The following is a 7,850-nucleotide window of genomic DNA, read 5'->3' as shown; positions in this document are numbered from 1 at the left end:
AGGACTTGGGCCTTTGATCGGCTCCTTGCGAATGATCCATTCGACAATTTCGGCATCGACATGGACGGTGCCCGTCAGTTCCCTGAGCAGCTCTGTTGCGTGCTGGTTCCAGCGGCTCTCTCCCACCAGCCCTTCGGCGATGGACGACCTAAAGGCTTCTCGAACGATATGAATGTCGAATGCGGACACCCGCACGGGATTGTTGTCTTCCATCTTGGCTCCTTAGGGGGCGGGAGCACAGCGAGCTCTCAAGCGCCGGAGCCCATTGATGGCCGGCGACAGAAACCAGGAGACAACCTTCCAGGGACGCTGTCGCGCTCAAATGTTAAGCGGATGGCGGGAACGGGTTTATCGAGGTTCTCGGTTCATGCTGAGATAGGTGGGGTCGAACTCGGCGATTTCCGTTAGTCGATTCCAATCAAGAATGGTGACGTTGTGGTTACCCCAGCTAATCACCCCAACTTTTCGCAAGGCGCCGATCACCCGGTTCATATGCACGACCGAGAGGCCAAGCACGTCAGCCAGTTCGGCCTGCGAAATTGGCAGGTGGAAACTCATGCCGCTGGTTCGCTCCACCCCCTGAAGTCGGACGAAGAGTTCGCACACTAGATGCGCCAGATGAGCTGCCTTCGACCGCCTGCCCATAGCGACTATCCATTCGCGGTGGATGGCCCCGTCTACCAGCGTATCCAGCCACAACAACCGTGTGAGATGGGGAGCCTGCTCGGTGATGGTGCGTAACCGACCGTGGTCGGCAACGACCACGCGGCAAGGCGAAAGCGCAATAATGCCGTGATCCATTGTCTTCAGGAGGAAGGCGTGAAGATCGACAAAATCGCCGGGCACCTGCAGTGACGTAAACTGCCGTCCACCATCCTCCAAGACCTTGTATCGCGCCGCCAGACCATCGAGGATCAGCGTACTATAGGTAGGCCTCGAGCCGGCCGAAACCAGATCCTGTCCGGTCGCGAAATACTTCTCGACGACCATTGCGCCTGCCAGCAGCGCCTTCTCCTCGTCCGAAAGTGCATCGTGCTGGCCAAGGTTCAAGTAGAGTGACTCAAGCATCTCGGCTCCGTGACACACGCCCCCATGGGACTAGTGGCCTGGAGGGTCAGGCTCCGGACGGCCAGTGTGATTTGCATCATACCTGGATGCAGGATCTGCAATGATGCTTCTGCTGGTCGCACTGTTACCCTCGTCTCCTTATGTGGAGCACAACTCTGCCCCCTTCGGAGAGTTCCATCGGCTTGACGACGCGGTGATCGAAGATCGACGGCAAGATTCCACTGGCACATCGAGCATTTCGGGATGAGGGCTCAAAGTCGGAAAGGCGGAAAGCGCGGCCATTTGCGACCACGCCAGGCAATCAGCGCGAAGCTTTGTAGAGCTTGGCCGCGATTTCCATCATTTCTTCGGGCGCATAGTCCGGAGTGAAGGCAGAGGGCACGCCGCTGAGCTGATGGATCTTGCCACCGTCCGGCATCCCTTCGATGACTTCCAGTTCGCCAGGCGGGTCACCGGGCAGTGCCATCTCACCCTGGCCCCAGATTCCGGCGATATCGGTATAGTCCTCAGGGCTGAACGTATAGAGGCGGCGATGCGAGCCTTCGTCGAGGTATTTCTGACACTCCGGAATGTTGCCGAGGTAGATATTGGGGGTTGGTAGCATCTTCTCAATTTCGACGCCTGTCAGATTTTTGATGGCCAGCGCATATGCGTGTGCGTGCACTGATCCGCGCACCAAAAGATATCCGCAGATTTCGCGGCCAGTTGCATCTGTCAAGGATTCGTAGACCCGCAACTTGTGCAGCCGGGCGCCGCATTCGAGATGAAAATTGTGAAGGAGATCGACGATAACATTTCCGGTCGTTGTGACGAAGTCCATATTCCAGGATGAGCCATTGGCGTTCATTGGCATGGCGCCGCCGGCGTTGGAAAAGAAGGCTCCCGCAAGCCGAACGTCCTTCATCGCTTCGTAGGGAGCGCCGGAGATGTCTCCGCCATCCTCCTCATCGGCGCCCTCAAGGTCGGGGCCATTGTTCAACATCGCGACGCCGTTGCTGACCAATTCGACGTGCCCGAGTTCCTCGGCGGTGATTGCAGCGACGAGGCTGTAGAATGGCTTCAGCTTGGACTTGCTGCGAAAATTGAAACTCTGGAACAGGTAATTTCCAAGAGTCGACATTTCACCATATTTTCCGCCCAGCAATTCTTGCAAAGCAGCACCGGCATTGGGATCCGCCAGGGTAGGGGCGGGCAGTTCTATTTGTAATTTATCGACACGTAAAAACATTTCAGTTTCCTTGGTTAGAGTTCACTGACGCGCAACTGCTATGCAACAGTGTTGTTCCCACCAGAAAACGATTGATGTCTATTTGACGATTTTCGGATACGCAATTCGATTTGTTGATTTGCGAAAACCGGTAAAACGTTCGGGCTGATAATAAACGGCATCACGACGGAGAGCTATAACCGCATATATTTCGACTGCATAACTGCATAACTGCATAACGCGAATGTCGACGCGGTTAAGGGGTAGATTCCTGGCAATATAGCTTGCCCCGCCTACAATGGGGATGATGAGGTATTTGGCCATGAAGATATGACCTTCCGACAACCTATGGGAACTCTGCGAAAGGCGGCTGTCGCTATCCAAAGGACCTACCGGCCGAAACTCGGTGCTTCGGCCGGTAGACGCGTAATCAGATCCGGTTGACGTCGCGAGCGCCGTCGCGACCAATTTCATCTGGCGTGTAGTTCTCGGCATCGGCATCAAACGCGGTCCAGCCGTCAGCCTGATATTCAGAGCGACGTTCATCCAGATTCACTTTGGTCTGGCCCAGGATCCTCTCGGCATTAGCGACAAGGTCCTCGTCGACCTTGGCTGTGACCAACGTTCCACCGCGGCGCACCCCTTCTGCATAGACGTTGGCATCCTCTTCCGGCACGCCGGAATCTGTGAGGGCGCCGACGATGCCGCCCGCAGCGCCACCGACGACCGCGCCGCCCAAGGCGCCGACGGCAGTGGCGGCCAGCCATCCGGCAGCCACGACCGGACCGACACCCGGAATGGCCATGATGCCTAGGCCGGTCAGCAATCCGCCGGCACCGCCGATAACGGCGCCAAAGCCGGCACCGCCGGCCGCATCTTCTGCGGCCTTGGAACTGTCACCGTCGTCATACCATTCGGTCGAGTTGCTGGCGACGATGCTGATATCGGAATGCGGAACGCCGCTGGCCTGCAACTCGCCGACAGCATCGGAGGCGTCATCGTAATTGTCGAATAGTCCGGTTACGGTTTTCATGTTTTTGATCTCCTCGATCTCTGTTTCAGTTGGTGCCGGCAACGATGTTGCCCTTGTAGTCCAGCGCCACGGTGGTGTTCTTGCCGTCCTTGTTTGCCTGGCCACGCCAGATGCCCTGATCGTCCTTGGTCAGCTTCGACACATCGGAGAACCCGGCATCCTGGATGCGACTTTTGGCCTGGTCCTCGGTGAAGCTGTTTGCGCCGGAAAGCGGAGGAGTCGGATCTGGCGCGTCACCCACCGCGGCGGTCGGCGTCTCGGAACTTGTCGCTGATGGCTGGGTGCCCATAGTCGTCGCGATCTTTTCGATCATCTCCTGGTGCATCTTGAGCGTCGGGACGGTCTCCTGCGCGAAGGTCTTCAGCTGGGCGTTGTCGCCGTCCTTGGCATAGCTCTCGAATAGCTTGATCGCATCGGAATGCGCATTGCGCTGCATCTGGACATAGGTTCCGTCCACCGGGTCCTTGCTGTTTTGCAGGGCGTCCAGGTCGCTCTTGTGCTTGGCGTCCAATTCCGTCGGCACCGTCAGCTTCTGTTCGCCGGCAATTGCCTCAAGCTTGGCGTTGGCCGCGCCATGATCGTTGATCATCTTCTGCGCGAAATCCTTGACGCCTTGATCCTGAACCTTGCCTTCGACGAGCTTGCTCGAATCCACTTCGAACATGCCGCCGGCGGCAGCCTTGTCGATAAAGTCTTGCGCACTGTCAGCAGCGAAGGCGGGCAGTACAAAGGTCATAGCTGTAGCGGTGGCCAGTGAGGCCAAAAGCAAACGGATTTTCATGAATAATGGATCCTTGTTAGGCACACATGTGCTATGGACCCTAACAAGCGCCTGACGGCTTTGTTCCGAACTATAAGCGATAAAACCAGGTTAATCTCTTCGCTTGGTTGCTCGCATCCGAAGGTAACTTCCCTTCGGTAGACAGGAGCAAGGGCTCCCCACTGGGTTGACCCTTGGTAAGTTTGCTATTGTGCCGCACGGCAACGATGTTGTGCGAGTGCATTGCGCACCACACCGGCCGACAAGGATACGCGTTTGCGAAATATCTCAGATACGATTGCCCGCCTTGCGGCGACGCGTGGCCGATCGGTTTTCTCCGAGCCACCCGGCCATACGCGTTTTTCCGACATTGCCGAGTTCGGTTCCAATCCTGGCGCCTTGCGAGCACGCCTCTTCGTCCCGGAAAAGTTGGAAGATGGAGCGGCGTTGGTCGTCGTCCTCCATGGTTGTACTCAGAGCGCAGCCGCCTATGATCATGGTTCCGGCTGGTCGCAACTCGCGGTCGAGCAGGGGTTTGCCGTTCTCTTCCCCGAACAGCGACGGGCCAACAATGCCAATCTTTGCTTCAATTGGTTTGCGCCTGGAGATATCGGGCGCGGCAGAGGGGAAGCGCTCTCCATCCGCCAGATGATTGAGGCAGTGGTCGTCACGTATGGGCTCGATCATAAGCGAATTTTTATCACTGGCCTTTCGGCAGGCGGCGCCATGGCAAATGTCATGTTGGCGGCCTATCCGGAGGTGTTCGCTGGTGGCGCGATCATCGCGGGGCTTGCCTATGGCAGCGCGTCGACAATCCCCGAAGCCTTTGATCGCATGCGTGGTCATGGCGGCCCGTCCACTGCAGGGATGCAGCGGCTGTTGCGTGAAGCAGCATCCCACAAAGGACCCTGGCCTAAAATCGCTGTTTGGCAAGGCTCGTCCGACGACATAGTCGTGCCTGCCAACGCGGATGCGATCGTGGCGCAATGGCAAGGGGTTCATGGCGTGGGCCATTTGCCGGCGCACACAGAAAAAGGCTGTCGCACGACGAGGCAAATATGGTGCGACGTCAACGGGCAAGAGGTGATAGAGAAGATTACCGTTGCCGGCATGGGACATGGCACACCATTGAAGACAGCCGGTGATGATGGACTAGGCGCGGCAGGGCCATTCATGTTGGAAGTCGGGATATCATCAACGCGCGATATTGCCAGTTTCTGGGGCCTCGGAATGTCAAGTGAGAAGCGCACGACGACACGAGATGCCAAAATGGTAACTGCACCCGCTACGGCCTTGCAAACTAATGGTCTGGCAGAGAAACCGCGCGTGGTTCGAGTTGAACCGCAAGAACAATCGCAGCGACCTGCGCCGCCGCGAAATTCTGCCGTCGGCATCACGAAAGTAATCGAGGACGCTCTTCGCGCGGCGGGATTGATGCGGTAGCTCCCGCCATCCTAGGTCGCCAACATCGGGGTGTGATACAATCAGCGGCCGAGATTAATGTCGCTGATCACGATGGTCTTGCCCGTCGCCGGGTCTTTGTCCATCGTCGTCAGACGCATCCCATTGGCGCCGACCTTTTCAAGCCTCAATTGAGCCGATCGGTCCCCGTTGACCTCTTTCGCCCAATGAATGCCAAGGATCAGGGCGTTACCGGAACGCTTGCCATTCAGACCAGCGGGGCCAGTACTCGATCCGGTGTAGATACCGGTATAGGTTTTGCCATTGCTTTTGACGTCGGCTCCGATCGCCCGCGAGAAAACCACGTAACCTGTACATTTGCCATCTAGCGACAGCGAATTGTCAGTCGCTTGTGAAGCAAACTTGCAGTTTATCGTGATCGGCTTGGAGTCAGCCTCCACCTTGACTGTGCCTTTGCCGGACCAGCTCCCGCCAAACGATTTCAGGAAGTCGGCGTCAGTGGCATGAGCCGGCCCCGCCAGGAAAAACATTGCTGCGACGAGCAACCCAGTTGATTCTTTCATGAGTAATAGTTCCTTCGATTGATTGCGGGGAGCGGATTGGAAAGGCAGGCTCGGGATTGAACCGCCTAAGCGCTCGCTATTGTCTTCTCTACGTCCTGTGCTGAATGACCGGTGAGATCCTTGGCGATTTCTCCGATCAGCACGTCCGAGAGTTTTTGGTGATAGTGCTTTCGAAGTTCCCCAAGTGTTCGGGGTGCAGCGATGATGATCAGGTTAGCGATTTTCCCGCCCAGCACCTGGCGGTTGAGCAACTCGGCAGTTCCAGCAGCGAAACTATCTTCCTCGATTTGACCGTTGTCCGGATTAGCGGAACTGCTCTGGTGACGCGCACCAGATCCCTTGTTCTCGTTAGCCACGTCTTCGACCACCGAGGCTGTCAGCTTGGGATTGGCTTCGTCGCCTGAATTGCGAAATAAGTTCAGCTTCTCGCCGTCAGCCACCGCGACGGTCGCTCCTTTAGGGATGTCCATATTTAATTGTCTCCGAAATTGCGCCAATGGTCGGCTGGTCCAACTGGACGCCTTGTGACGTCAGTCCCAACGCCTCAAATCGCTATTGGATGCCTTGGGTCGGAGCTTTTCGCTGATTGGGCTCCAAGGAGACTGCGTTCCCAGAACTTCGTCGAGCGTCGCAGACTGAACGTATGGGCACCCAATTCTTTTAGTCTGCCGGAGGCAACCATGGGCTATGGCGCTGCGCTTTGAATGCAGGCGAGAGTCATCCGGCACGCGGGCGGTGTGGGACAATGAACGATGGTCAACAGCCGTGCTTGGAGGACGCTCACTTCGGGTAGAACCGAAGACCAAGCCAAAGCCGCTTGCAGCGTCTTGCGTCGCATCTACCGCAATCGATTGGATGCACAATCAATCCGGCAGAACAGCCTTCGGCCCTAGACTCTCCGTCGAACCCGAAGGACGCGCACGCTCGACGGTCGCAGGAACTTTAAGCTGCCTTCCTGAGTTGGTCGGGTCAGAGGAGAGGAATCATGTCTACGAAACCCGACATCCAAAATGCTCGCACCTCCAGACGCTCTTCAAGGAAGAGCCCGGAAGCAGACGCGAGAGGCCAGTCTGAGAAAAACCACGAGGGCGGAAAGAACGATGGCGTTTCGAGCGCCAACCCCGCATTTTTTCTGGCAAGGGCGACGGCGACGCCACGTTCCCTCTGAAGCGCAAAAAGTAGGTCGTCATTGGCGGCGGGCTTACATGTTGCCGAGCCGCGAGACTGCCGCTGGGGCCTCAGGAAGAATCGGACTTCGTGAAACCTTTAGCCACATCGTCCAGCATCCCAAGGGCTGCGCTCTGCTTCGTCGGCTGAAGCACTCGTTGTGCTGCGGCAGCTGCTTTGAACGCCGCAAACGCGACCGCCGGGTTGCACGTCCCGTCCTTGGCTCCGGCAATCAGCCGACCAGCGTCCTTGAAAACAGCAGCTTGCTTGTTGGGCCACTGTGCTTGAAGGGCGATCTCGGCTTCATAGAGCGAAGAAACCACCATTGATTGGCCATCCAGAAACTTAACCGTTAGCGGAAGAAATTTGCCCATGCCCGCATCTCCAATTTTTTTGAGCGGCATAACGGTGCAGGAGCATTTTGGTTGCGAGCAGGAACCTCTCTTGGCGGACGCGTTGCCAAGCACCCCATTGGGATTTCCACCAACCCTCCCCCGATTGGTAAAGCCCGCCACTTCACAGCAATGGCGGGCTTTTTTCGTTTGGGCTGGGAACCTCGATAGCAATGGCGGATCCATTGCCCATCTTGCCGAGTTGGCGCGGGCCATCTCACCGGAGTTTGGACATGCG

At 57.1% G+C, this 7,850-nt stretch carries 11 protein-coding genes; 2 read left to right on the top strand and 9 right to left on the bottom strand.

Annotation, left to right across the window (positions count from 1 at the left end; genetic code table 11):
- From MESS4_RS25700 to MESS4_RS25680, 6 genes are all read right to left on the bottom strand, one after another.
- Nucleotides 1-213: hypothetical protein (locus MESS4_RS25700; protein WP_036242113.1), on the bottom strand; the 213-nt coding region annotated here is incomplete at its 3' end.
- Nucleotides 214-348: 135 nt separating this feature from the next.
- The gene (locus MESS4_RS25695; protein ID WP_006337429.1) at nucleotides 349-1,068 is read right to left on the bottom strand and encodes a Crp/Fnr family transcriptional regulator; all 720 of its coding nucleotides are present in this window, start codon (nucleotides 1,066-1,068) and stop codon (nucleotides 349-351) included.
- A gap of 301 nt (nucleotides 1,069-1,369) precedes the next feature.
- A complete protein-coding gene (locus tag MESS4_RS25690) occupies nucleotides 1,370-2,296 on the bottom strand; it encodes a manganese catalase family protein (protein ID WP_006337428.1) in 927 nt (308 codons plus the stop codon).
- A 78-nt stretch (nucleotides 2,297-2,374) separates the two neighbouring features.
- Entirely contained in the window at nucleotides 2,375-2,599 is a 225-nt protein-coding gene (locus tag MESS4_RS33775) for a hypothetical protein (protein ID WP_157385678.1), read from the bottom strand.
- A 106-nt stretch (nucleotides 2,600-2,705) separates the two neighbouring features.
- Nucleotides 2,706-3,308, bottom strand: a complete 603-nt coding sequence (locus tag MESS4_RS25685; RefSeq protein ID WP_006337419.1) for a hypothetical protein — start codon at nucleotides 3,306-3,308, stop codon at nucleotides 2,706-2,708.
- 25 nt (nucleotides 3,309-3,333) lie between these two features.
- A complete protein-coding gene (locus MESS4_RS25680; RefSeq protein WP_006337417.1) occupies nucleotides 3,334-4,089 on the bottom strand; it encodes a DUF4142 domain-containing protein in 756 nt (251 codons plus the stop codon).
- Nucleotides 4,090-4,344: 255 nt separating this feature from the next.
- Between MESS4_RS25680 and MESS4_RS25675 the strand changes: the two genes are divergently transcribed.
- On the top strand, nucleotides 4,345-5,511 hold the full coding sequence (locus MESS4_RS25675; protein WP_006337416.1) for a PHB depolymerase family esterase: 1,167 nt from the start codon (nucleotides 4,345-4,347) through the stop codon (nucleotides 5,509-5,511).
- A 41-nt stretch (nucleotides 5,512-5,552) separates the two neighbouring features.
- Here the strand turns inward: MESS4_RS25675 and MESS4_RS25670 are convergent, their stop codons facing one another.
- The 3 genes from MESS4_RS25670 to MESS4_RS25660 all read right to left on the bottom strand — a co-directional run bounded on the left by MESS4_RS25670 (nucleotide 5,553) and on the right by MESS4_RS25660 (nucleotide 7,594).
- Entirely contained in the window at nucleotides 5,553-6,053 is a 501-nt protein-coding gene (locus MESS4_RS25670; RefSeq protein WP_006337415.1) for a hypothetical protein, read from the bottom strand.
- A gap of 65 nt (nucleotides 6,054-6,118) precedes the next feature.
- Nucleotides 6,119-6,523, bottom strand: coding sequence for a host attachment protein (locus MESS4_RS25665; RefSeq protein WP_006337414.1), 405 nt, complete (start codon nucleotides 6,521-6,523; stop codon nucleotides 6,119-6,121).
- Between the two features lie 768 nt (nucleotides 6,524-7,291).
- On the bottom strand, nucleotides 7,292-7,594 hold the full coding sequence (locus MESS4_RS25660; protein ID WP_006337413.1) for a DUF982 domain-containing protein: 303 nt from the start codon (nucleotides 7,592-7,594) through the stop codon (nucleotides 7,292-7,294).
- Between MESS4_RS25660 and MESS4_RS34225 the strand changes: the two genes are divergently transcribed.
- Nucleotides 7,593-7,850: hypothetical protein (locus MESS4_RS34225; RefSeq protein WP_210161689.1), on the top strand; the 258-nt coding region annotated here is incomplete at its 3' end. The genes MESS4_RS25660 and MESS4_RS34225 overlap by 2 nt on opposite strands.

Source organism: Mesorhizobium sp. STM 4661 (genome assembly GCF_000359125.1).
GTDB lineage: Bacteria > Pseudomonadota > Alphaproteobacteria > Rhizobiales > Rhizobiaceae > Mesorhizobium.
This window is presented reverse-complemented; position numbering and strand designations above follow the sequence as displayed.

What these genes read in the sequence shown, in the direction of transcription:
- MESS4_RS25695 (WP_006337429.1), bottom strand. Translation starts at nt 1,068, where the DNA reads ATGCTTGAGTCACTCTACTTGAACCTTGGCCAGCACGATGCACTTTCG.
- MESS4_RS25690 (WP_006337428.1), bottom strand. Translation starts at nt 2,296, where the DNA reads ATGTTTTTACGTGTCGATAAATTACAAATAGAACTGCCCGCCCCTACC.
- MESS4_RS33775 (WP_157385678.1), bottom strand. Translation starts at nt 2,599, where the DNA reads ATGGCCAAATACCTCATCATCCCCATTGTAGGCGGGGCAAGCTATATT.
- MESS4_RS25685 (WP_006337419.1), bottom strand. Translation starts at nt 3,308, where the DNA reads ATGAAAACCGTAACCGGACTATTCGACAATTACGATGACGCCTCCGAT.
- MESS4_RS25680 (WP_006337417.1), bottom strand. Translation starts at nt 4,089, where the DNA reads ATGAAAATCCGTTTGCTTTTGGCCTCACTGGCCACCGCTACAGCTATG.
- MESS4_RS25670 (WP_006337415.1), bottom strand. Translation starts at nt 6,053, where the DNA reads ATGAAAGAATCAACTGGGTTGCTCGTCGCAGCAATGTTTTTCCTGGCG.
- MESS4_RS25665 (WP_006337414.1), bottom strand. Translation starts at nt 6,523, where the DNA reads ATGGACATCCCTAAAGGAGCGACCGTCGCGGTGGCTGACGGCGAGAAG.
- MESS4_RS25660 (WP_006337413.1), bottom strand. Translation starts at nt 7,594, where the DNA reads ATGGGCAAATTTCTTCCGCTAACGGTTAAGTTTCTGGATGGCCAATCA.